General features: G+C 72.2%; 18 protein-coding genes. 7 read left to right on the plus strand and 11 right to left on the minus strand.

From position 1 onward, the window contains the following. Positions 1-75: 75 nt before the first annotated feature. Together IPQ09_12485 and IPQ09_12490 are read right to left on the minus strand one after the other, a co-directional pair. The gene (locus tag IPQ09_12485) at positions 76-1,782 is read right to left on the minus strand and encodes a protein kinase (GenBank protein ID MBL0195024.1); all 1,707 of its coding nucleotides are present in this window, start codon (positions 1,780-1,782) and stop codon (positions 76-78) included. 259 nt (positions 1,783-2,041) lie between these two features. After that, positions 2,042-2,740, minus strand: a complete 699-nt coding sequence (locus tag IPQ09_12490; protein MBL0195025.1) for a hypothetical protein — start codon at positions 2,738-2,740, stop codon at positions 2,042-2,044. Between the two features lie 208 nt (positions 2,741-2,948). Here IPQ09_12490 and IPQ09_12495 point away from each other — a divergent pair, with 208 nt between their 5' ends. The 4 genes from IPQ09_12495 to IPQ09_12510 all read left to right on the plus strand — a co-directional run bounded on the left by IPQ09_12495 (position 2,949) and on the right by IPQ09_12510 (position 7,349). Beyond that, entirely contained in the window at positions 2,949-3,959 is a 1,011-nt protein-coding gene (locus IPQ09_12495; protein ID MBL0195026.1) for a hypothetical protein, read from the plus strand. A gap of 92 nt (positions 3,960-4,051) precedes the next feature. Then, positions 4,052-4,318: a twin-arginine translocase TatA/TatE family subunit gene (gene tatA, locus IPQ09_12500; protein MBL0195027.1), complete on the plus strand. Its 267-nt coding sequence runs from the start codon at positions 4,052-4,054 to the stop codon at positions 4,316-4,318. 142 nt (positions 4,319-4,460) lie between these two features. Beyond that, positions 4,461-5,603: a pyridoxal phosphate-dependent aminotransferase gene (locus IPQ09_12505; GenBank protein MBL0195028.1), complete on the plus strand. Its 1,143-nt coding sequence runs from the start codon at positions 4,461-4,463 to the stop codon at positions 5,601-5,603. A 516-nt stretch (positions 5,604-6,119) separates the two neighbouring features. Continuing rightward, positions 6,120-7,349: a hypothetical protein gene (locus IPQ09_12510; protein MBL0195029.1), complete on the plus strand. Its 1,230-nt coding sequence runs from the start codon at positions 6,120-6,122 to the stop codon at positions 7,347-7,349. A 257-nt stretch (positions 7,350-7,606) separates the two neighbouring features. Here the strand turns inward: IPQ09_12510 and IPQ09_12515 are convergent, their stop codons facing one another. Then, complete coding sequence (locus tag IPQ09_12515; protein ID MBL0195030.1) at positions 7,607-8,563, minus strand: DUF4388 domain-containing protein; 957 nt, start codon at positions 8,561-8,563, stop codon at positions 7,607-7,609. Between the two features lie 125 nt (positions 8,564-8,688). On the opposite strand from IPQ09_12515, the gene IPQ09_12520 reads away from it, so the two are divergent. Together IPQ09_12520 and IPQ09_12525 are read left to right on the plus strand one after the other, a co-directional pair. Then, the gene (locus IPQ09_12520; protein ID MBL0195031.1) at positions 8,689-9,813 is read left to right on the plus strand and encodes a zinc-binding dehydrogenase; all 1,125 of its coding nucleotides are present in this window, start codon (positions 8,689-8,691) and stop codon (positions 9,811-9,813) included. A gap of 122 nt (positions 9,814-9,935) precedes the next feature. After that, positions 9,936-11,630 (plus strand): formate--tetrahydrofolate ligase, encoded by a 1,695-nt coding sequence (locus IPQ09_12525; protein MBL0195032.1) that lies wholly within the window; start codon positions 9,936-9,938, stop codon positions 11,628-11,630. 79 nt (positions 11,631-11,709) lie between these two features. Here IPQ09_12525 and IPQ09_12530 read toward each other — a convergent pair whose 3' ends face one another. From IPQ09_12530 to IPQ09_12560, 7 genes are all read right to left on the minus strand, one after another. Then, positions 11,710-12,567, minus strand: a complete 858-nt coding sequence (locus IPQ09_12530) for a hypothetical protein (protein MBL0195033.1) — start codon at positions 12,565-12,567, stop codon at positions 11,710-11,712. Between the two features lie 89 nt (positions 12,568-12,656). Then, positions 12,657-14,789: a GAF domain-containing protein gene (locus IPQ09_12535; GenBank protein ID MBL0195034.1), complete on the minus strand. Its 2,133-nt coding sequence runs from the start codon at positions 14,787-14,789 to the stop codon at positions 12,657-12,659. Positions 14,790-14,918: 129 nt separating this feature from the next. Beyond that, entirely contained in the window at positions 14,919-15,206 is a 288-nt protein-coding gene (locus tag IPQ09_12540; GenBank protein MBL0195035.1) for a hypothetical protein, read from the minus strand. Next, positions 15,207-18,878 carry a sigma 54-interacting transcriptional regulator gene (locus IPQ09_12545; protein MBL0195036.1) on the minus strand — a complete coding sequence of 1,224 codons (3,672 nt, stop codon included), beginning with the start codon at positions 18,876-18,878 and terminating at the stop codon, positions 15,207-15,209. 114 nt (positions 18,879-18,992) lie between these two features. Then, positions 18,993-19,856 (minus strand): DUF2520 domain-containing protein, encoded by an 864-nt coding sequence (locus tag IPQ09_12550; GenBank protein ID MBL0195037.1) that lies wholly within the window; start codon positions 19,854-19,856, stop codon positions 18,993-18,995. Then, positions 19,853-20,488 carry a nicotinate-nicotinamide nucleotide adenylyltransferase gene (locus IPQ09_12555; protein MBL0195038.1) on the minus strand — a complete coding sequence of 212 codons (636 nt, stop codon included), beginning with the start codon at positions 20,486-20,488 and terminating at the stop codon, positions 19,853-19,855. Before IPQ09_12555 ends, IPQ09_12550 begins: the two co-directional genes overlap by 4 nt. After that, entirely contained in the window at positions 20,485-21,093 is a 609-nt protein-coding gene (locus IPQ09_12560; protein ID MBL0195039.1) for a hypothetical protein, read from the minus strand. The genes IPQ09_12555 and IPQ09_12560 overlap by 4 nt, the downstream gene beginning before the upstream one ends. Positions 21,094-21,265: 172 nt before the next feature. Between IPQ09_12560 and IPQ09_12565 the strand changes: the two genes are divergently transcribed. Further along, complete coding sequence (locus IPQ09_12565) at positions 21,266-22,531, plus strand: (2Fe-2S)-binding protein (protein ID MBL0195040.1); 1,266 nt, start codon at positions 21,266-21,268, stop codon at positions 22,529-22,531. Positions 22,532-22,576: 45 nt separating this feature from the next. On the opposite strand, the gene IPQ09_12570 is transcribed toward IPQ09_12565, so the two are convergent. Then, the gene (locus IPQ09_12570) at positions 22,577-23,233 is read right to left on the minus strand and encodes a heme exporter protein CcmB (protein ID MBL0195041.1); all 657 of its coding nucleotides are present in this window, start codon (positions 23,231-23,233) and stop codon (positions 22,577-22,579) included. Positions 23,234-23,368: the final 135 nt, after the last annotated feature.

The raw sequence follows: 23,368 nt of genomic DNA on the forward strand, positions 1-23,368 counted from the left end.
CGAGAGCGCCGAACCGCTTAATTCGGTCGGCTTTTCGAGGAGTTGCGAGCCGTGCTTCGGTGCTCCTCCTCGGCTCTAGCTCGAGGGCTTCGGCGCGGTTCCCTGCGCGCTCGCCGAGGGGCCGTGCATGTTGGCGAGCAGGTCCTGCAGCAGGTCGCGCGCCTCCGCCTTGCCCTTCAGGTGCGTGAGCAAGGTCTGTGACGCCTCGCTGAACGAGCGCTCGTAGGCGAGGCCCTCGCGCGTGCGCGCCGCGACCTTCTCACGGCCCGACGCCAGGTCCTCCTCGAGCGCCTCCGCGTAGCGCGCGAGCTGGGACCGGAGCTCTTCGATTTGGCGGCGCAAGTCGCGCACCTGCGCGTCTTTCGCGCCGACGAGGTGCTCCCGCTCACCGAGCGCCTCGCGTCGCGCGTCGACGAGCGCCTGGGTCGCCCCTGCGCGCTCGAACACGGCCCGCCAGCTCGCGGCGGGCTGCTGGGCGACCTGGTCGGCCTGCTGGCGAGCGGCCCCTGCGGCGCGCTCTGCGGCGGCGACCGCCTCGCGAAGGCGATTGGCTTCGCCCTGCTCCGTCGCGAGCTCGCGGAGCGCGCGCGACTCTTCGTGCGCGAGCTCCTCCACCTTGCGGCCGATCTCGGCGCGCAGAGCTCGCCCGCGTCGCTCGAGCGACTCGAGCTTTCGCGTGTGGCTCGCCACCTCGCCCTCGAGCCGCGTGGCGCGCGACGCGAGGTCCCAGGCCTGGTTGACGGCCTGCGCGATGTCGGGCGGCGGGTTCGCCGCGGGGTACGCACGGCTCACCATGCGCGAGAACAAACCGGCCCGCGTCGCCCACTCGATCACCCCAGGCGACTGCGGCGGCGGCGGGGGCGGCGGCGCCGCGTTCTCTCCCGTGAGGCCCACCTCCCACGACACGCTGGGGAGCGAGCGCTGGAGGGTCTTCAGCTCTTCGTGGAGGTGGTGAGCGTCCTGGAAGCGCTTGCGGCGCTCCTTCTCCAGGAGCTTCAGCACGATGGTCTCCGCGCCCGGCAGAATGTCGGGCCGCAGGGTGGAGGGCTTTGGCGGCGGGCTGCTGCGCTGCATCTCGAGCAGCGTCTCGCGGTCGCCCGATCGGAACGGCAGCTGGCCGGTCAGCATCTCGAAGAACAGCACGCCGAGCGCGTAGAGGTCGCTCGGGGGCCCCGCCTCCTCGCCGCGCGCCTGCTCGGGCGACATGTACTCGGGAGTGCCGAACACGGCGCCTTTCGGCGCGAGCCGGGGGTCCATCGCGAGGTGGGCGAGCCCAAAGTCAAGGATCTTGACGAAGTCCTTCCGCCCGCCGCGCGACGTCATCAGGATGTTGTCGCTCTTCAGGTCGCGGTGGATGACCCCGAGGTCGTGCGCGCGCGCCAAGGCCGCGCACATCTGCTCGAGGATGTCGACGCCGCGCGAGAGGTTCATGGGCCCCTTCGCGAGCTCGCTCGAGAGCGAGGTGCCCACGAGGTACTCCATGACCAAGTAGAGCTCCCCCTCCTCGGTCTCGCCGATGTCGTGGATGTCGATGATGTGCGCGTGATCGACGCGGTTGGCCGCGCGCGCCTCACGGAGCATCCATGCCCGCAGGTGCGTCTCTCCGCGCAGGTCGGGACGAATGAGCTTCAGCGCCACGACGCGGTCGATGAGGACGTGGCGCGCGCGGTACACGACGCCCATGCCGCCCTCGCCGGCCCTCGCCTCGAGGCGGTAGCGGCCGGCGACGACTCTGCCCAACATGGGATCCGGCGGCTTGCCCGGTCGCTGCGGTGTGCTCAAGGTCGCTCCTTCGTTGCGGTGCGGCTCCGCGTCGGACCAAGGTTCGGGCTGCCGGCGCACGCTTGCGGTTTCACGCTCGATTTCCTCTCTCCCGCCCCTCGGGAACCCGAGCGCCGCTGCCGCGTCGCTCTCCACGCGCCCTGTCGGACGCCGCGCATAGCTCACCGGAAGTCGTGGAAATGTTCAAGGGTGTCGTCCAGCAAAGGACGACACCCTCGGTTCCGCCGTTCGCCAGGCCGCCCCGCGGCGCGGGCCCTGGTTAGAACGTGACGTTGACGACCGGGAGGCGGAGCTCGGTGACCTGAGCCATGCCGAGCTGACGACGATCCTGCGCGCTGAAGACGTTGTGGGCTTCGGGCACGGGGACCCCCACGCGGACCGCGCTCGCGCTGAGCGAGAGCAGTGACACCGCGGGCGCGGGCGCCGGGGCCTTCGCCGCTGGAGCGGGCGTCGTCGTCGGGGCAGCGCCGCCACCGGCGGGCGCGGGCGCGGCGGGCGCCGGACCGGTGACCGCGGAGCCGCCTGCCGCGCCGGGGTCGGCGGGCGGGAGGTTCGTGGGCGCGCGGTCCTCCTTCGCGTTCGGATCGCCCTGGAAGCTCGTCGCGTTCAACGTGACGACGAGCGCCGGGATGATCATCGCGATGCCGCCGGCGAGCATGATGACCGACGCGCTGCCGCTGTTGGCCTGCTCGACACCAAAGCCCGCAAAGCCGCCCGCGACCGCGCCGAGGCCCGCGCCGACGCCGAACGCGGTCGGGGACCGCACCCCGACGAGCGCCTCCGTGACCGTCACGAGCTCTGCCCCGAGGAGCGCGCCGCCGATGATACCCTTCGCCTTCGGGGAGACCTCTTCCGCGTGCGCAGCTGGCGCATAGGCCATCGTCGCTCCGAAAAAGACCGCCGCCAACGTCAGCGCAGCCACTCCCCTGGTCTTCATATCGTACGCTCGTTTCGTCATGTCCCTCGGTTCCTTGCTAATCCGCGATGGTATCATGCGTTGCGCGGAGCGGTCATTAAGTTCGAGGATCTATCCTGGCACGCCGCCTGCCCGTCGAGAACGCTAAACGTATGTGCATGTCCGGCGCCACCCGCGCTCCCTGCGCTCTCCCCACTCCGGAGCTGCCGGCGCATGCCTCCCGCGCCTGCGCGCTGCGCGCGAGCTCCGCGTGAAAGGGCTCCGGGCGTTCGAGAGGGGAGGCGCGGACCTCCTGCGGCGCGACGCGTTGCGCCTCGTGGCCGCGTCTTGCGCGGTGCTCGCGCTGGCCTCCTGCGCCGGTGCCACGGTGCGCGTGCTGCCGTGGCTGCTCGAGCCGCGCCTGCCGCTCGCGGTGACGCTCCCGTTCGCGCGGAGCCTGCTGCTCTTTGCGTGCGAGGCGTCGGTGGTCGTCGGCTGGCCGCTCGGTTGGTGCTTGGCCGCGGCGCGCCTCGTGGAGCGCGGCGAAGCGCGGGTTCTCGCGCTGCTGGGCGAGTCGCCCTCCACGACGGCGCTCCGGCTCGTGGTGCAGGGGCTCGGCCTCGCCGCGCTCCTCGCGTCGCTCGCTCTCCTTGGCGGTCGCGACGCGAGCGCGCCAGGCCGGGTCGTCCAGGAGCTACTCGACGAAGGAGAGGCCGCGTGCGCCCGCGCGCCCGCCCGCGAGGTTCACCTCGTTCCCCTCGTGGGTGCGACCTGGGTCTGTGTGCCTGGCGAGCGGCCCCGCCTCGTTGGGCGCCCGCCGTTCGCCGGCGCGCTGACCTTCTCGGCCGCCGCGGCCGACGTCAGCCCCGACCTCACGGCCTTCCGCCTTCGGGACGCGCGGCTCGCGGCGCGCGGGGGCGAGTGGACGGTGTCGGTCCGCGTCAGATCGCTCGTCCTCCGCGGGATGGCACCTTTCACCCGCGCGTCGGGCCTGCCGCCGTGGCTCCGCGCGCTCGTGCTCGCCGCGGCGGCCTGGGCCTCGGCGTACCTCGGGGTGCGCGGCTCGCTCGGTGCTCGCGCCCCGCGCTACGCCACGCTCCACGCGGTCGTGCTCGGCGTGGTCGGCCCGCTGCTCGCGCTCTTCATCGTGCGTCAGCTAGAGACCCGCGCGGCCCCGGCGCCCGCGTTTGTGCTCGCGCCGCTCCTCGCGGCGTGCGGCTCGCTCGCCACGCTCCGGCTGCTCGCGCGCTTGCCCCGGGAGGCACCGGCTGGTACACGGTGAGGCGTCCACGGCGGCGCAGCCGAAGGGGTGGCGAGGTCGACGCGAGGTCGCGGCGACACCGCGCACGCCGCCACGCGGAGAGAGCAAGCATCATGGGTAGCATCGGCGCACCGGAGCTTTTGGTCATCGCGTTGCTGGCGCTGTTGCTGTTCGGCGCGGGCCGCATCGCGGACATCGGCAAGGGCCTCGGCCAGGGCATCAAGAACTTCAAGCAGGGCCTGAAGGAAGCGAACGACGACGGCGACGACAAGAAGGCCGACGACGACGACGAGAAGAAAGACGACAAGAAAGCCGATCGGAAGCCCGAGAAGAAGAAGGCCCCGGCCAAGGCCGACGAAGAGGCCGCTGAAGAGGCGTGACGCGTCGTCGACCGTCTCGCGCGGTTTCTGTTAATGTCCGCCCCAGAGGCCGTGTCCGCTGGGCGCAGCCCGGAAGGAGAACGCAGTGCCCCTGGCCTTCGCGGAGCGGTTGAAGTCTGTCTCACCGAGCGTGACGCTCGCGATGAATGCGCGCGCGGCCGAGCTCCGCCAACGCGGCGTGGACGTCTACGCTTTCGGCGTGGGCGAGCCCGATTTCGAGCCGCCGGCCCACGTCATCGCGGCGGCGAAGGCCGCCATCGACAAGGGCGCGTCCAAGTACACGGCGGTCACCGGCATCGCGCCGCTGAAGCAGGCCATCTGTGACGCCTCGGCGCGTGCGCGGGGCTTCTCCCCGACCCCGCAGCAGGTCACCGTCACGGTGGGCGCGAAGCACGCGCTCTTCAACCTGGCGATCGCGCTCTACGAGCCGGGCGACGAGGTGATCCTGCCCTCGCCGTGTTGGGTGAGCTACCCCGAACAGGTGCGCATGATGGGCGCGACGCCCGTGATCGTGGCGACGGAGGAGGCCAGCGGCTGGCGCATGTCGGCGGCGGCGCTCGAAGCGGCGATCACTCCGCGCACCAAGGCGGTCATCCTCTGCACGCCGTCGAACCCCACCGGCGCGGCCTACCCCGAGCGCGAGCTCCGCGCGCTCCTCGAGGTCCTCGCGCGGCACGACGTGTGGCTCATCGTCGACGAGATCTACGCCGAGCTCGTCTACGACGGCTTCCGGCACACGTCGCCCGCTCACCTCGCGCCCGAGCTGCTCGACCGCATGGTCATCGTCGACGGTGTCTCGAAGACCTACGCCATGACGGGCTGGCGCATCGGCTGGGCGATCTCGCCGCCGCCGCTCGCGAAGATGCTCGACGTCGTGCAGGGCCAGAGCACCACCAACGCCACGGCGGTCGCGCAGTACGCGGCGCTCGCCGCGCTCACCGGGCCGCAGGGTGAGATCGACGCCATCCGCGCGCGCTTCGAGGCGCGCCGTGACGCGATGGTGGTGGGCTTGAACGCCATCGACGGGATCTCCTGCCGTCGCCCCGAGGGGGCCTTCTACGCGTTCGCCGACTGCTCCGGCCTGCTCGGCAAGCGCCACGGCGACAAGGTGCTCTCCACCGACGAAGACCTCGCCTTCTGGATGCTCGACGCCGCGAGCGTGGCCGCGGTCCCCGGTGGGGCGTTCGGCGCGCCTGGCTACATTCGATTCAGCTATGCGCTCTCCGAAGAGCGTATCGCCGCCGGCCTCGCGTCGATCGCGCGAGCCGCTGGCGCGCTCCGCTGACGCTAACACTACTGCGAGAGGTTCCCTCTCGCTACGCAGTTCGCTGCGCGAACGGCAGTCGTGCTAGCCCTGTCTCGTAGGGGGCGCGGCGCCCCCTCTCGGCCACAAAGCTGGCCGATTCACCCCTCCGGCTTGTCCGCTCCCGCGGCCAACTACCACCCCTGCGAGAATGAAGTCTCGCAGGTGTGCTAATTGCGCTCCCGAGGGGAGGTTCTGCGCCACGCGGCGTACGCACTCCGTGACCCGATGATCATGCCCTCGCGTCGCGCCGCCTCGGTGTCGCGTCGCGGAGTTGCAGTTGGGTTTGTACGGCCGACAACTTCGTGTAGCCTACGTTCCGCGCGCCTTTCCCGAGACTCGGGCATCGCGAGCCGAACTTCGGACGCCTGGGGGGAGAAATTGCCCCTCGGCGCGCTCGAATTGAGTCGAGTCGCCCATCTTTTCGTCCATCCCGAGCTTGGGGTTAGCGGGAGTGAACCCTCGGCGAGACTCACGAACATTCAAGGAGAGCTTTCAATGATCAAGTCCACTCGCTTTCGCGCCCCCGTTGCCCTCGCCGTCGCGCTCGCCATTCCTGTCTTCGCCCAGGGCTGCTCGGCCGCCGACGACCTCTGCTGCAAGGACCCCGGCGCCACCGCTGAAATCGGTCTGACGGGCCAGGCGCAGGCCAGCTACACCGTCCTCGCGTCCACCGTCGGCGACCTGTCCGCCGTCGCGACCGGCTCGCTCGAGGCCGTCACGAGCTCCTGCCGCAACATCGCGCAGGACCTCGACGCGACCGCCGAGCAGAAGGACGCCGCCAACGCCAAGTCGGGCGGCGACGCCGCCAAGGCCTGGTGCGATCTCGCGGTGCTCCGCATCAACGCCGTCTTCACCGGCGCGGCGAAGCTGACCATCGACTTCGCGGCGCCGAAGTGCGAAGCGTCCGTCAGCGCGAAGGCCAACTGCCAGGCCAAGTGCGACGTCGGCGGCAAGTGCGACATCAAGGCGAACCCCCCCGTCTGTACGGGCGGCAAGCTCGAGGTCTCGTGCAAGGGCGAGTGCACCGCGAAGGCGGGCGCCTCTCTCTCGTGCGAAGGCAGCTGCGACGCGGCCTGCGAGGGCTCCTGCCAGGCGCAGGGCGGCGTGAAGTGCGAAGGCAAGTGCGAGGGCACCTGCGAGGCCGAGGCCGGCGGCGGCACGGGCACTGGCATCCAGGCCGACGGCACCTGCAAGGGCACCTGCAAGGGCACCTGCGCGGTCACCGCGCCGGGCGTCAAGTGCGAGGGCTCGTGCAAGGGTTCGTGCAAGGGCACCTGCAAGGCCACCGGCGAGGTCGCCGTCAAGTGTGACGGCGAGTGCAAGGGCACGGCCGAGCCGCTCAAGTGCGAGGGCGGCAAGCTCGAAGGCGGCTGCAAGGTCGAAGCGAAGTGCGACGCCAACTGCGACGCGAGCGTCAGCGCGAAGGCCGAGTGCTCGCCCCCCGTGCTCAAGATCAGCGGCGGCGCTGGCGTGAACGCGAAGTACATCGACTCCATCCGCGTCAACGTCCCCGACCTCATCGTCGTGGCGAAGGCCCGCGGCACCGCGTTCGCGACCCTGATCACCAACGTGGCCGGCTCGGCTGCGGGCTCGGTCCAGGGCGACCTCAGCGTGAAGGTCGTGGCGTGCCTCGCGGCGCTCTCGTCCGACGTGAGCCGCGCGGGCGCCGACATGGGCGCGGCGGTCAACGGCTCGGTCAGCGTCGTCGCCGCGTTCGGCAAGTGAGCTGAACCCGCGCTTCGGCGCGGAGCTCGTGGCGGGCGGCGTGCTCTCGGGCGCGCCGCCCCTCGTTTTTTGTGCCTCGACACGCCGCGCAAACGCTTCGCGCGCCAGGCGTCACTCGGCTCGCGGGCACCCACGCCACCGCGCGTGACGAGCCATGAGGCACGCGTGCAGAATGCATGCAGGTGATGGCGGCGCGCCGCTCACCTCACGAACCTCGTGCGTGTGGCGGCGGTGGGCACCCGTCGGCCCAGGCCCCGCTACTCGGCGAGGATGTACTTGCCCTTCACGAGGCGCAGCACGCCTTGCACGGTCTCGAGGTCCGTCGCGAGGCTCTTGTTCATGACCGCGTCCAACGTGCCGTAGCTGAGGACGAGCTGGAGCACGTCGAGCTCCGGTGGCTTGAGATCGCGAAGCTTCACGGTCACGAGCGGCGTCACGAGGGTGAGGCGCGAGTGCGCCGGCGGTAGCTGCGACCGCAGCTCCTCGAACTCGTCGAGCTGCCGAAGCCCTTCCATGAGGACCTCCTGCACCGACATGTCCATCTCGTTGGGCCACGTGCGCTCATCGGGCGGGTCCAGCTCGAACGAGCCCTTGTCCCAGGTGAGCATGCGGAAGATCGACTTGAGCGGCGGCACCTCGGTCAGCTCGTTGATGAGCGCGAAGTACAGGGTGCCCTTGCGCATGAAGATGCGGCCCACGTCGTCCTCGGTCTGGACGACGAGCACGCCGGTCTTCTTCGACGTGGAGAACAGCTGGAGCAGGTCGGGGAGGGGCACCTCCTCGATGCTCCCGGACATGGTCTTGCCCTGCGTCGTGCGCCGCGCGGCCGCGACGATCTCGAGCGGCTGCTGGGCCGCGGCGTTCGTCTCGCGCGCCACGTCGCCGGCGATCACCTTGAGGATGCTCGTCCCGATGAGGACGCGATCGCCCTCCTTCAGGCGCGCGCGCTTCACCTTCTCGCCGTTGACGAACGTGCCGTTCGTCGAGCCGAGGTCTTCGATCCAGATCTGGTCCTCGGTGAGGGCGATGCGCGCGTGCTTGCGGCTCACCATGTCTTCGACGAGGACCATGTCGAGATCGCTCGAGCGACCGACCACGATCTGCTTGTCCGCCACCAACGGGAACTCGCCGCCCTGGTACTTCCCGCTGATGAAGCGGAGCACGTAGGAGCTCTTTCCCGTGCGCGGTGAGGACTGTTGGGCGGGATCGGGCATGGTGCGAAGGGTCCGTGGGAGCGACCCACGAAATTCCAGCCCTACTTACTCCGAACGAGGGCTCAAACCAACAAAGAGGTTAACGAGTGCGCGCGGAGCAGGTCAAGTCACGCTAAGGAACGGGCATGGGCGCCTCTCTCCCTCAGAACTCGCCGGCTCCGACCGCCGCCACCCGTCCCGCCACCCGCCCGGTCCACGCCGGGGGAGACCCCTTCGGGACCCACCGCGCCCTCGAACCGACGGGGGGCCTCCCTCAGCCTGCGCGCAGGGTCGACAACGACTTCTCTCGCCTCTTTGCCGGGGAGCTCTTGCTCGCCGTCGAGACACTGAACATCGACGCAGCGAGCTTTCGCCAGATGGAAGAGGCCGCCGCCGCCGCGGGGGACCCCTCCGACGACGCCGTCGTGGCGCTCGTGCGCAAGACCGTCGCCGATCGGGGCAAGCAGCACAACCCGGTGACGGGCTCGGGCGGCATGCTGCTCGGCCGCGTGCTCCAGGTGTGCGAGGGCCACCCCAGCCTGGGAGGCGCGGGCTCGCTCGAGGTGGGGGCGCGCGTCGCCACCCTCGTGTCGCTCTCGCTCACGCCGCTCACGGTCGAGAGGGTGCACGCGGTTCGCCGCCCAAGCGCGCAGCTCGACGTCGACGGTGAGGCCGTGCTGTTCGCGAGCGGTGCGTACGCGCGGCTCCCCACCGACCTCACCGATCGCCTCGCGCTCGCCGTGCTCGACGTGGCCGGCGCCGCGCCGCAGGTGGCGCGCTTGGTCTCGCCCGGTCAGACCGTGCTCGTGCTCGGCGCGGGTGGCAAGAGCGGCATCCTCTGCGCCGCCGAGGCGCGGCGTCGCGGCGCGCGCCGCGTGATCGGCGTCGAGACCTACGCGCGCTACGCCGACGATCTCCGACGCCTCGGCGTCTGCGATGAAGTGCTCGACGGCGACGCGCGCGACCCTGTCGCGATCCGCGAGGCCGTGCTCCGCGCGAACGGCGGCGCCGAGGTCGACGTCAGCTTCTCGTGCGTCAACGTGGAGGACGCGGAGCTCGCCGCGATCTTGTCCACGCGCGATCGTGGGGTCGTCTACTTCTTCGCGATGTCCACGAGCTTCACGAAGGCGGCCCTCGGCGCCGAGGGCGTAGGAAAGGACGTTGACCTCTTCGTGGGCAACGGCTTCGCGCGCGGCCACGCCGACCACACCCTCGCCATGATGCGGGAGCTGCCCGCTGTGCGCGCCCTGTTCGAGGCGCGGTACGGCTGATCGGCGCCCGCCGTCCCTCCGCGCGGCCGCCCGCGCGCTCCGCGACGAGAGGCTCGGGGGACGGTTGACGCCGCGGTTTGGCTCACGTACGCGAGTGAAATGAGCGAGCATAGGAGCAGGCGATGAGCGACGATCCCCGCAAGCGCGTGCACGAGCCCCGCCCGATCCTCGAGGTCGCGCGCGAGCTAGGCCTCTCGGAAGCGCAGGTGGTGCCGTACGGGCGCGGCAAGGCGAAGATCGAGCTCGGCGTGCTCGCGGAGCCGCCGCGGGCGAAGGGGCGCCTCGTGCTCGTGAGCGCCATCAACCCCACGCCCGCGGGCGAGGGCAAGACCACCACGTCGATCGCGCTCGCCATGGGCATGCGTCGGCTCGGCATGAACGCGGTGCTCGCGCTCCGAGAGCCGTCCCTCGGCCCCGTGTTCGGCGTAAAGGGTGGCGGCACCGGCGGCGGGAAGGCCTCGCTCGTCCCCGCAGACGACATCAACCTGCACTTCACGGGCGACATCCACGCCATCACGACCGCGCACAACCTGCTGTCGGCGCTCGTCGACAACGCGATCTACTTCGGCAAGAAGATGCCGAGCGGCGGCACCATCGACCCGCGCCTCGTCACGTGGGGGCGCGCGCTCGACATGAACGACCGCTTCCTGCGGAACGTCATCATCGGCCTCGGCGGCAAGGCCCACGGCGCGCCGCGCGAGGACCACTTCGACATCACGGCGGCCAGCGAAATCATGGCGATCCTCGCCCTCGCGTCCGACTACGCCGACCTGGAGGCGCGCCTAGGGCGCATCCTCGTGGGGCAAGACACCGAGGGCGCGGCGGTGACGGCCGCCGACGTCGACGCTGCGTCCGCCATGACCGCGTTGCTGCGCGACGCGCTCTCGCCGAACCTCGTGCAGACCGCCGAGGGAGGCCCCGCGATCGTGCACTGCGGTCCCTTCGCGAACATCGCGCACGGGTGCAACAGCGTGCTCGCGACGCGCCTCGCGATGAGCCTCGGCGACTACGCCATCACCGAGGCCGGCTTTGGCTTCGACCTCGGCGGCGAGAAGTTCCTCGACGTCAAATGCCGCCTCGCGGGGATCTTCCCGCGCGCCATCGTGCTCGTCGTCACTCTGCGGGCCCTCAAGATGCATGGCGGAGCCCCGGTGAAGCAGGCCGGGGAGCCCGACGCCGCCCGCCTCCAGGCGGGCCTCGCGCACCTCGAGAAGCACATCGAGAACGCTCGAGCCTTTGGTCTCACGCCCATCGTCGCCGTCAACGCGTTCCCGAACGACACGCAGGAGGAGCTGGCGCAGGTCGAGGCGGCCGCCGCGAAGCTCGGCGCGCGCACGGCGCGCTCGACCGGGTTCGCCGAGGGAGGCGCGGGAGCGATCGAGCTCGCGCGCGTGGTCGCCGAGGTCGTCGACGCGACCGACGCGGCGCCGCCCCAACCCACGTTCATGTACGACGCGAGCGAGCCCGCCGAGGAGAAGATCCGCAAGGTCGCGCGCGCGGTCTACGGCGCCGCCGACGTGGCCTTCGCGCCGGCGGCGGTGACGAGCCTCGAGCGCGCTCGGGCGCTCGGCCATGGGGAGCTGCCGGTGTGCATCGCGAAGACCCAGCTCTCGCTCAGCGACGACCCCAAGCGGCCGGGTCGCCCGGAGGGCTTCGTCGTCACGGTGCGAGACGTGCGTATCGCGGCGGGTGCGGGGTTCTTGGTGCCGCTCACGGGCGACCTCATGACCATGCCGGGCCTCCCGCGCGAGCCCGCCGCGAAGGGCGTGCGCCTCCTGCCGAGCGGGGTCATCCGCGGCTTGATGCAGAACGACTGAGCCTCCGCGCCACACCGGCGACGTGCAGCTCCTCAGGCCGCTGGCGAGCTCGCGGCGGCCGCCGGCACCTCGCGCTTCTTCAGCCACGCGTTCGCCACGACGAGCCCGACGAGCCCCACGGCCCCGGCGTAGAAGCGCGCCCCGAGGCGCTCCTCGGTGGGCCACACGAGGTACGCGAAGAACAGGCTGTACACGGGCAGCGCGACGGAGACACGACACCGTGTAGGGCGACAGCGTCGCGAGCACGCGTAGTGACCAAAGCCACGGCAGCGCGGTGCAGCCGAGCGCGAGCGCGAGCAAGAGTCCCCGAGTCGCGCGGGCGCGCGGGCGCGCGGGCGCGCGGGCGCGCGGGCGCGCGGGCGCGCGGGCTCACCGCGGTGGGGGGCACGAAGCCCCCGGTCAGCGCGAACGAGACACCGACGAAGACAGCCGCCGAAGAGAGCTCGATAAACGTAATCTTTTCGCGCGGTTCAAGCTTGCCTAGGCGCGCATTCCACGTTCCGAACGCCGCGCCGCAGAGCGCTGCAAAGAGGCCCAGCGCGTAGCCGGCGAGGGACGCACCCACCTCGAAGCGCAGGAGGAGCCCGACGCCCAACACCACGCCCGCGCCCAGCACGAGCTCGTGCCAGCGCACCCGGCGCCGCAGGATGAGCGGCTCGAGCAGCGCGGTGAAGAACGTGCCGGTCGAGAGGCACACGACCGCCACCGCGATGCCCGCGAGCTTGATGGTGGCGCAGAAGGTCACCCAGTGGCAGCCCACGAGCGCGCCGACCGCGACGAGCTCGGCGAGCCGCCGCGGGGACGTGCGAAAGGGCACACGGCGTCGCACCATCACCACCGCCATCGTGAGCGCGACCATCACCACCCGGTAGAACACGAGCGCCCGTGCCCCGATCGCGATGCTCTTGCCGAGCAGCGCGGTGAAGCCCCCGCCCATCCAGGTGAAGGCGCACCGTCGCGTGAAGGAGCGCGTGCGCTCGGCCGGCGCTGAGGGGCGCCTCGCGAGGCTCGGTGGTCATTGGAGGCTCAGGCGGGCGGGGGACGGAGCGTGGGGAGGGGGGGGAGCGCGGTCCCCGCGTCGCGTCGGGACGGCGGCGGCGGGAGCGACAGGACGCCCTCCTCGGCGGCGGGCAGGAGCACAGTGAAGCGGCTGCCTGTGCCGACCTGGGTGGCGACCTCGATCGTCCCGCCCGCGGCCTGGACGATGCTCTGGCTTATCGCGAGGCCGAGGCCGGTGCCCTGCTGCTTGGTGGTGAAGAAGGGGACGAAGAGGTTCTTCAAGATCTTCTCGGCGATGCCCGGGCCCGTGTCGCGCACCGTGAGCTCGACGAGGTCGGCGTCGCTCGGGGCGCGAGACACCTGGGGCGACTCGGCGCGCGCGCGCTCGACGGCACGCTCGAGTGAGCGATCGGAGGGCCGGGTGTCGTCCCAGCTGGGGCGCGGCCGGCGCCGCCGCGCGGTGGAGATCGTGAGCTTCCCGCTGGAGTCCATCGCCTGGATGGCGTTCTGCGTGAGGTTGATGAGCACCTGGCGCAGCTGCTCGGCGTCGATCTTCGCGCGAGGGAGGTCGTCGGACAGCTGCAGCGCGATCTCGAGCTTCGGGTTCTCGCGCGGCGCGAGGATCTGCAGCGTGCGGCGTACCGCGGCGTTCACGTCGAGCGGCACCGGGTCGCCGACACCCGGCCGCGCGTAGTCGAGGAAGCTCCCCACGACCCGGTTGAGGCGGTTCGTCTCCTCGAGGATGATGCCGATGAACTCTTGCATCGACTCGGCCTCGGCGCCCTTCGGCGCGAGCTCCTCCAGCAGCTGCGCTGCGCCCTTGATCGCGCCCAGGGGGTTCTTGATCTCGTGCGCGAGCCCCGCGGCCAGCGAGCCCATCGCGGCCAGCCGGTCCCGGTCCTTCAGCTTCGCGTAGCCGCGCGTGTTCGCGAGGGCGACGCCGATCTGGGCGCCTACGGTCTCGAAGAGGGCGATCTCCTCCGGAGTGAACGGGTCCTTCACGCGGTCGTCGTCCACGCAGAGGAGGCCGACCAGATCGGAGCCGTCGCGCACGGCGAGCACCACGCTGGAGCGCATGTCGCCGAAGGCGTCGGCCGCGGCGCGTAGGGGCGCGAGCGCGTCGACGGGCCCCTCGCGGCGCTGGACGTCCTCGAGGGCGATCGAAGCCCCGAGCTCCTCGAGCAGCGGACCGAGGGACACCGCCTCCAGCTGCGGAGGGGGCGGCGCGCCGAACGCGCCGGCGAGTCGGAACGTCGCGCCGTCTTCGTCCTCGAGGTAGAGCGCGGCGCTCGTGATGCGTCGCGAGCGCTCGAGCCCGGTCATCACCGTGTCGACCATGTCGGACACCTCGAGCGCGTGCGCCAGGCGTGTTCGCAAGGCGGTCACGTTCGCGTCGAGATCGTACCGCTCGCGGAACACGAACTGATGAATGCGCTTCTCCACCTCGGCCTCGAGGGGGTCGAAGAGCACGAGCATGCAGATGGCCGCGAGCACCCCGTTTAGGTACATCGAGCCAAATCGGCCCATGTATTTCATGAAGAAATACAAGAGCCCCGCGATCGCGAACGCCAGCGCGGTCGAGACGAGCAGCCGCCCCGAGAGCTCGTAGAGATCGGCCAGGCGCGGCGTGCGCAAGCTCTCCGAGAGCACGAAGAGGAAGATGACGGAGAGCACCGCGCCGAGCGGCGGGACGTTGAGCCCGAGGATCGAGAGCAGATCCGCGAGCGTGAAGCCCATGGCGGAGCCTCCCACGGCGACGAGAAAGCGCACGCGGTCGCGCACGGCCTTCGACGGACTCTTCTGGCCGCGCCGCCACAACGACGTGAGCGCCGCGGTGAGGAAGCCGAACACGTACAGGTACACCGCGCCCCGCGCGAGCGAGTGGTGCGCGTACGGCGACACCTCGAGGGCGAGCATGGGCACGCCCACCGCGAGGGCCGCGCGCGGCAGGCGGCTCCGCTCGTCGTCGGCCGGGGGCACGATGGCCTGGAAGAGGTGCACCGCGAACTGGGGGAGCAGCACGGTGAGCACCGCGGTGACGCGCGCCCAGTTGCGGTCCTTCGAGAGGTCCGCGATCGACTGGCTCACGTACCAGAAGCCGACCTCGGTCGTGAACCCCGCGAACAGCCAGTGCACCGCGCGCCGACCTCGAAGGAGCATCGATAGGGCGATCGCCGCAGCGATGACGCCGCAGAACAAGGTTGTGCGCGCGCGTAGATCGTCCACGCGCGAAGCGTAGCACCCGTGGGGGATCGCGCGGCCCCGTGCGGCGCGGCGCTCGCGGGTGGGCTACTTGGGCTCGGGCTTCGGCCCGTCGCCGCCCGGCGTCGGCGGGCCGGGGGGCGCCCACGGCTGGGGCGGCGGGCGGGTGTCGATCGGCTGCTGCTCGAGCGTGAGCGACTGCGCCGTGTTCCCCACGAAGAGGCGACGGTCGCCGGGCGTGGACAAGCCGCTGCCCGACGAGCTCTCGCCCGAGTCGTCGGTCTGCTCGGAACCTGCCACGTCGGGCGTCTCCTGCGTCTCGGCCACGCAGCCGCCGAGCCAAATCCCGAGTCCGATGAGCAGGAGCTTACGCATTTACACACCCTCCGATGACACAGCCGCGAGGCCGTACTGCTTGACGAGCTGCGAGAGGCGCGGGCGCTTCATGCCCAGGAGCGCCGCTGCCCTCGTGATGTTCCCCTTGGTGTCGACGAGCGCGCGCGCGATGCAGTCGCGTTCGATCTGGCGCTTCATGTCGGCCAGCGACACCGCGCTGTGGCGGACCTGGGCGTACGCGATCGCCGTCGCGCTCGCCTCGCCCTGCGGAAGCGGGCCGCCCGCGTCGTCGTCGTCGCCGCCGCACGTGGAAGCCTCGACGAGCTCGGCCTTCGCCTCGGTCGGGGCGGGCCGCGTAGTAGCCGCGCGCAGGTCCTCGACGTTCTCGAGCAGGTCGGCGGCGCCGATGACCTCGCCCTCGGCGAAGAGCGAGCCGGCGCGCAGCGCGTTCTCGAGCTCTCGGATGTTGCCTGGCCAACGGTGCCCCTGGAGGACCTCGAGCGCCGCGGCGTCGAGGCGCTTCGGAGCTTCGCCGCGCTCCTGCGCGATGCGGGCGAGCAGGCTCTCCGCGATGCGTGGCACGTCGCTGAGCCGCGCACGCAGCGCGGGCACCTCGAGCTGAATGCCCTGGAGCCGGTAGTACAGGTCTTCGCGGAACTCGCCCCGGTCGACCATCGCGCGTAGATCGCGGTGGGTGGCGCAGATGACCCGCACGTTCGCCCGGACAGGCGTGGTGCCGCCCACGCGCTCGAACGTACGCTCCTGCAGCACGCGGAGGAGCGCGACCTGGGTGCGCGGGGAGATGTCGCCGATCTCGTCGAGGAAGAGGGTGCCCCCCTCGGCCAGCTCGAACCTCCCGCGCCGTCGCGCGGTGGCCCCCGTGAAGGCGCCCTTCTCGTGACCGAACAGCTCGGAGAGCAGCAAGCTCTCCACGAGCGCCGCGCAATTGAGGCTCACCAGCGGGCCGTTCGCGCGGTCGCTCGCCCGGTGGAGGGCCTCCGCCACGAGCTCCTTGCCCGTGCCGCTCTCGCCGCGAATGAGCACGGTGGCGCTCGAGCGGCCCACCTTGCGAATCGACGCGACGAGCGCGCGGATCTGCGGGCTGTCGCCCACGATCTCGCGGCGCGGCTCGTCGGGGCGGGCCGGCATGTTCGGCGTGCGAGAGCGCTCCGTGCGCGGCGACTCGTCCGGCGGCTCGGGCTCGGTACCGTTCGTCGCGAGGGTCGCGCTCGGGGCGTCGGCGCTTCCGCCCAGCGACTCCGCGAGCCGCCCCATGGCGAGCCACTCCGGCTTCTGAAGGAACGCGGCGCGCACGTCGTCGCGGAGGCCGAGGCTCACGCGGTCGCGGATCTGGAGGGCCTGCCCGCAGAAGCCCCGCGCCGCCGTGAGGTCGCCCGCGTCGCGGTGTGCGAGCGCGAGCAACTTCATGATTTCACAAAGAAGTTCTTCGTCGCCCGAGGCTCGCCCGTGCCTCAACGCGAGGTCCGCGAGGGCGAGGTCGGTGGCACCCGAGGCCCGCGTGGCGAGCGCTGCCAACAGCGCGTGCTCGGCGAGGGCGCGGTCGGTCTTTCCGAGCGCGGCGGCTCGCTCGAGCTGCGCCGTGCACCCCGCGATGTCCCCGTCCTCGAGGGCGACGCGCGCCGCGACGCGGCGAGCCTCGCCGAGCCACTCCTGGTCGCAGGTGGCCGAGGCGTCGGCGATCGCGGCTTCGATTTCGCGCCGCGCTGTGAGCGTGTCGCCGCGCGCGAGCGCGAGGTGCGCCGCGACGAGCGCGAACTGCGATGCGGTGGCCGCGTTCATGCCCGCGCGCCGTCCGAACGTGAGCGTGTGGCGTGCGTGCTCGTACAGGCCAAGCCGGAGGCGGAGCTCGGCGAGGCTCGCGACCGTGTGCGAGATGGTCGCCGGCGAACCCAGGGCGCGTCGGATGGCGAAGGTCCGCTCGAGGCAGTCGAGGGCCGTGCCGTAGTCGTGGCGTGTCCACGCGACCACCGCGAGGTTCGTGAGGGCGTAGGCCATCGCGCGCTCGTCGGAGGCCGCCTCCGCGTCGCGGAGCAGCTCGCGCAACATCGCGTCGGCTTCGTCGAGCAGGCCCTTCGACTGCACGGCGATCGCGCGGTTCAGCCGCGCTCGCAGGCCCTCGGACGTGAGCCCCGCGCCTGCAGCCGCCATCGCGTCGTCGGCGAAATGGGCGTCCGCCTCGTCCCACTTGCCCTCGGCGAGGAGGATCTTGCCGAGCACGTTGCTCGCCCGCAGCGTCGCGCCGAGCTCGCCCCGGCTCGCGATGCGTGCGAGGTTGGCCTCTACGCGCGCGCGGTCGAAGGCCCCCTGGGCGTACGCTACGTCCGCGAGCTCGACCGCGATCGGGGCCTCGAGCGCGCCATCGGCGCTCGCGTCACGCGCGCGCGCCCGGTCGAACGCGACCCGGCCACCCACGAGGTCGCCCATGCCCACACGGGCGCGTCCGACGACGAGGCAGTGCTCGGCGGTCGCGCCGAGCGAGGGCGCGCAGGCCTCGGCGCAGCGCAAGGCCTCTTCCGGCTCACCCGCGTCGAGGGCCCGGAGAGCGGCCCGCAACACGAGCTGCCCAAGGCCGTCGCGACTACGTGTAATCTGCATCCAACGACGCCGCAGCTCGCGCCGCGCGAGAGGATCGGCGAGCCCCTCGAGGGCGCGCGTGTGCGTGGTGTCGGCGCGCTCTAGGTCGTGGTCGAGCAAGAGCTCGGCCGCGCGTCCCAGCGCCCAGCCGTCGTGGCCGAGGGTCTGGAGGAGCGCCTCCGCCGCGCGCGCGGACGACGTATCGCCCGTGATCGGCCGCTCGGCCGACGTGCGCACGGGCCACAGGCGCCGGTCGTGGACCGCGAGCTCCCCGGCTGCCAGCGCCTCGGCCGCGTGCTCGGGCTCGAAGCCAAGTACGTCGAGCGCCTCGGTCGGCCAGGGCACGCCAAGGACGCGGAGGGTCGCGACGAGCTCGCGGGCTTCCGTGCCCGGCGCGCGCGCCGGGGTATCGACCGCCGAGTCCACGCGCGCCGCGAGCGCCGCCAGGGACGCGAGCGAAGCCGCGGGGGCGCCTCGGAGGAGCGTCGGGGCGTCGACGCCGCCGACGAGGGCCCCGGGCGGTCGCAAGGTCGCGTGATCGAGGACCGCGCTCAGGTAGCGTCGCTGCTCCGCGGGGGTGAGCGTGTCCTCGAGCTCGTACGTGTCGCCGCTCGTGGGGAGCGCCCCCAAGGAGCGAACGCCCGGGCCGGGGGGCGGCACGGAGCGCGGGAGCGACCGCTCGCTCACGACGACGAGCAAGAGCGCCCGAGGGGCGGCGAGGAGCTCGGCGAGGACGGCGTGGTCCCACGAGCCCTCGGCGGGGAGCGGCACGATCACCACGACCCGCCGGGGCTCCCGTGCGGCGGCGCCGAGCAGCCCTTCGGCGAGCGCGTGGGGATCGGCGGGAGGCGCGGCGGTGGTGGCGCCGAGCGCGAGAGCGGCCTGGTGGAACGCGGGGAAGCCCGGGCTCGCGAGGCACCCGGCGACCCCGTGGCCGGCGAGCGCGGCGCGCCGCGTGAGGTGCTCGATGAGGCTGTTCGTGGCGTCTCGACCCGCGACCACCGCGACGTGGCCCGGCGAGCCGGACTCGACGCGCGTGTCTAGCTCGAGGAATCCTCCGCCTCGCGAGACGGAGACCTCGACCGCAGAGAACGGTGTGGCGAGAGACGTGACCAACGCCTCCACGTTAACCCATCGCGCCCGGCGGGCAAGCCGCGCTGCTCGAAACCCTGCGCAGAGAGCGCGCTCATGGCGCCCGTGCGCTTCGCCATGTCGGTGCTGCCTTCGCGTTCAGTGGGGGGGCAAGCCGTGGGGGGGCAAGCCGTGGGGGGTCGAGCGCCGCTGCAGCTCCGCCTCGATGGCGTCGAAGGCGCTTGGCGCCGCCTCGCCGAGGGCGCGCGCGAGGGGCAGCTGCGCCGCCACGCTCTCCAGGTAGAACCTGAGCAGCGACGGGAGCTTCTCTTCGAGCAACGCCGCCTGCTTCGCGACCGTCGCCGCGTCTCCACGCCTGACCGGGCCGGTGAGCGCCGCGGGGAACCCGAGCCCCTCCACGTTCTCCGCGACGCTGCGCAACAAGGGGCCTAGCATCCGCGGGGCCACCTCCGGCGGAACGCCCGCCACCCCCAGCAGCTGCGCGCCGAGCGCCGCCAGCGCCGCCGCGCCGTTGGCGACCAGCCCCGCGGACGCATGGTAAAGCATCTTGTCCATGTGCGGGAGCGTGCGCGGGGTCATCCCGAGCAGCTTGCCGAGCTTGCGCGCGGCGCGAACCGCCGCCTCGTCTCCGTCGACGTGCAGCTGGCCCCGCGCGAGCGTGGGCGACGCGTGCGGCGCGGCGAAGGCGATCATCGGGTGCATCTGGGCGACGCCCGCGCACACCGGGCGAAGGGCGGCGAGCACCTCCGGCCCCAGCGCGCCCGCGACGTGCACGCAGACCGCTCGGCGGGGGACGAGCCCCGAGGCGGCGAGCTCCGTCGCCAGCGGCGCGAGGTCGCGGTCGCGCACCGCGAGGACGACAACGTCGGCGTCGAGGGGGGTCGAGGGCAGCCCGTCGCGTGCGGCGCGGAGGGTCACCTTCGCTCCCTCGGCGCGGAGGAGCCGCGCGAGGCCCCTCCCGACCTTTCCCGCCCCCTGGATGTGGATCCGCGTTCGCTTCATGGCCCCTCCACGTAGACGGAGTGCGCGCGGGCGTACGCGAGCACGTCGCGCGGGACGAGCGCGCCGAGCTCGCGCTCTCTCGTGTCGCCGTCGGCCTCCCGGGCGGTGAGGAGCTGCCGAACCCTCGTGCTCGACACGTCGGGCAGCACCGCCACGGGGGCGTCGGGGTGGAGCGCCCCGACGCGCCCCAGCACCATCGGGGGCGCGACCGCGCAGATGGCCTCCCACCCGTGCCACTTCGCCGACTCGAGCAGGATGTCGGCGCCGACGAGCAGCCGCAGGTCGACGTCGGGGGAGGTCGCCCGCACGTGCTCGACGAGGCGCAGCGTGCGGCTCTCGCCGCCGAGCTCTTGCTCGACGCGCGACACCTCGATTTGCGGGTGGCCGGCCATGCACAGCTCGCACATCCGCACGCGGTGCTCGAACGAGGCGAGCGGCTTCGCGAACGGGTGCCGGAACGTGGGCACCACGAGCACCTTCGACGCTCCCCCGGTCGCGATGGCGAGCACGGCGGCGAGCAGGTGCGCGACGTGCGGCGGGTTGAAGCTGCCCCCGAACACGGCCACGACGGGCCGCCTTGACGGGCCTGGCTCTTGGGGCGGTCGGGGCGCGCCCGCGTGGGCGTCGCTCACCCTTCCTGCACCCGCATCTTGGTGCTCCGGTCGACCGCGAGGATGTGCCGCGCCGTGAGCTTCCCGGAGCCGTCGTAGAGCGCGAGCTCGATGTCGTCCTTCTCGTCGTCGATCACGGCGAGTCCGCCACCGAGCCCGACCGAGCCAGGCGACACGAACCACCGCGAGCCGATCGCTTTCACGAACGGGCCGTCGCTCTTGCCGTAGATGAGCACGGACGCGCCGGCGATCTCCTCTTCGTCGAGCCCGGCCTTGTCGTGGACCAAGAGGGCCACCCGGTCGCCGATCATCTCCATGGTCCGCGCGCGCTCGGGGAGGGTCTCGAGCGCCTTCAGGCGCAGGCGGGCCCGCTCGATCGCGACGAAGCGATCGAGCTCCGCCGGCTTGCCCGAGATCGCGACCGCCGCCGAGCGCGTCCACGCGGCACGATCGCTGGGATCGTCGCCCACGAGCTTACGCGCCCAGGCCGCCACGGCGCGGTCGAGGGCGCCGTCGATCCCGAGGTACACGGCGCGGTGGACCTTCGCGCCGTTGAGCAGGAACTCGGCCCCTCGCCCGAGGGCCGCCACGTCCCCATCGGCCGGTCCAAGGAACCCCATTCGCATCGCGTCCGAAGTGTTTCTCGCATCGAGTTGGAAGTAAAGGGGCGAGTGCCTGCGCGCCGCGGGTCCTCGAAAAAGACAGTGGAATTCGCCTCGCTGCTCGTATTCGGCCGCGAGCCGAGGGCAGCCGTCGGTCGGCGCGCCCTCGGCGAGCGTGCTCGGGTAGCATGCGGGAGTGCCTCCACGCCGACTGAGAGCTCCCCGCGATCCCGTCACGGTCTCCCTCGACGGGGAAGCGGTCGTTGCGGAGCGTGGCGAGCCCGTCGCCGTCGCCCTGGTCGCGGGCGGCGCGCTCGCGCTCGCCCGCAGCGCCAAGTTTCATCGGCCGCGGGGGCCCTCGTGTTTGCGGGCGGCGTGCGAGGGGTGCCTCGCGCGCGTGGACAGCGAGCCGAACATCATGACGTGCCGCGCCCGGGCAAGGGAAGGCACCGAGGTGACCACCCAGAACTCGCTGGGATCGCGGAACGTCGACCTGCTCCGCATGACCGACTGGTTCTTCCCCGAGGGCATGAACCACCATGAGCTCCTCGCCGGCGTTCCGGGCCTCCAGTCGGTGATGCAGTCGTTCGCCCGCCGGGTGGCGGGGCTCGGCAGGCTCCCGGCGGTCTCGCGCGCGCCCATGCCCGCCCGTCGCCGCCGCCTCGACGTCGTGGTCGTCGGCTCGGGCCCGTCGGGAATGGCGACCGCGCTCGAGCTCTCAGCTCGCGGCCGCCGGGTGACGGTGCTCGACGACGCGCTCGCGCCGGGTGGCGCGGCCCGCACGCTCGGGGCCGATCGGGGCGTGTTCGGCCCGCTCCTGGCCGCGTTCTCGCAGGCGACCGCGAGCGGACGTATCGCCCTCGAGCTCGAGGTGACCGTAGGCGCGCTCTACGAGGGCGACGTACTCGCGGTGGGGCCCGGTGGCGCGGAGGTGCTCACCGCGGAGACGCTGGTGCTCGCCACGGGGGCGCACGACGGCCAGGCCGTCTTCGAGGGCAACGATCTCCCCGGCGTGCTCTCCGCGCGGGCCGCCGCCGAGCTCGTCGCGCATGGCGTGCTCATCGGCGAGCGGGTCGCCTGGTGCCACCCCGAGGGGCCCACCGCCTTCGGGCAGGCGTTCGCGAGCGCCGCGCGGGCCGCGTCCGCCACGGTGCACGCCTTCCACGGGCTGCCGCGGTCGGTCCACGGAGGCACCGTCGTGGAAGGGGCGAGCTTTCTTCAAAGCGACGAGGAGGTCATCTACGATCTCGACGCGGTCGTCCTCGATCTCCCGAGCTCACCGGCGTACGAGCTCGCCGTTCAGGCGGGCGCGCGGGTGCGCCACGAGGCTCGCGGCTACGTGGTCGTCGCCGACCCCGATGGCGTCATCGCGCCCGGCGGGGTGCGCGGGGTCGGTGAGCTCGTTGGCACGCCGCTCGACCCCGACGCCGTGCTGGCGGAGGCGGCCCGCGTCGCGGGCTAGCCGTGCGATAATGTCTTGAATTTGTTCCGTATTGTGGCGCAGGGCTCAGTCGTCGACCAGCGATCCGAAGACCGCGACGCCGCCGGCGACCGCGACGGCGTCGAAGACCGCGAGCAGCACGAGATAGTCCCTGAGCTCGTCGAACGAGCCGCCGCCGAAGACGAGCGCGGTGCCCGCGACGGCCGAGAGGAGGACCGGCGACAGCAGCGGGAACAGCACGGACGCGAGCACGAGATCTCGCGCCGAGGTGCGCACGGTCATCGCGCCGAAGAGCGTGCCGGTGGCCGCGATGCCGAGCGTGCCGAGCAGCAAGAGCGGCAGCAGCTTCGGCAGGTAGGGCACGACGTCGATGTGGAACAGGAGCGCGACGGTCGGCACGACGAGCGCCTCCACCGCGAGCATCAGGGCGAGCACGCCGAGTGCCTTCCCCGCGAAGATGCTCGCGCGGGGCACCGGCGCCACGAGCAGCCCCGTGAGGGCGCTCTCCTCGCGCTCACGCTGCCACGTGCGCCCGAGCGCGAGGACGCTCGCGAACGCGATCGGCAGCCAGATCGCCCCAGGCGCGATCCGCACCTGGGTCTTGGGGCCCGCGCTGAACGCGATGCTCGCCATCACGGTGACGAGCACGGCGAAGAACCCGCCCGTCGTCACGATCTCGCGCGTCCGAAGCTCGATCTGCAGGTCCTTCCGCGCGATCGCCAGCGCGCAGGCCAGGAAGCCCGGCGAGCGTGTCGCCGCGGAGGGCGCGCGCAGGCCGGGCGTGGCGGGCGTGGCGGGCGGAGAAGGCAAGGGCACGGGAGGGCGGGCGGGCGTCGCGCGTGGCAGGCGAGGGTGCGC

This window comes from Myxococcales bacterium (assembly GCA_016720545.1).
Lineage (GTDB): Bacteria > Myxococcota_A > Polyangia > Polyangiales > Polyangiaceae > JAAFHV01.